General features: G+C 65.2%; 1 protein-coding gene. It reads right to left on the bottom strand.

The features are described 5' to 3' along the window. Window positions 1-434: histidinol dehydrogenase (locus JMV15_RS28105; RefSeq protein ID WP_201492011.1), on the bottom strand; the 434-nt coding region annotated here is incomplete at both ends.

Genomic DNA, 434 nt, shown 5'->3' with positions numbered 1-434 from the left:
CCCAGCTCGGAAGCGCCTTGTGGCGGGCAGAAGATAAGCGACGGGGGCTTCTGGAAGGCGTAAACCCCCAGCGGCGACGAGAAACGCGCAGGGCCGGAGGTGGGCAACACGTGATTGGGGCCGGCGAAATAGTCGCCCAGGGCTTCGCTGGTGTGACGGCCCATGAAGATCGCCCCAGCGTGACGGATCGATGGCAACCAGGCCTGTGGGTCCGCTACGGACAGCCCAAGGTGCTCCGGCGCGATGCGGTTGGCCACTTCAATGGCCTGCTCCATGTCACGCACCCGAATCAGCGCACCACGGCCGCTGATCGATTTCTCGATGATCCCGGCACGCTCCATGGTCGGCCGCAGCTTTTTGCTGCCGGCGGCGACCTTGTCGAGGTACCCGGCTTCCAAACGGAAGCGGCCAGTGTCTGGGAAGAGCGTGTACGG

Origin of the sequence: Pseudomonas paracarnis (assembly GCF_904063055.1) — a bacterium.
Lineage (GTDB): Bacteria > Pseudomonadota > Gammaproteobacteria > Pseudomonadales > Pseudomonadaceae > Aquipseudomonas > Aquipseudomonas paracarnis.
Note: the sequence above shows the minus strand (reverse complement) of the source record. Positions and strands in the feature narration are given on the sequence as shown.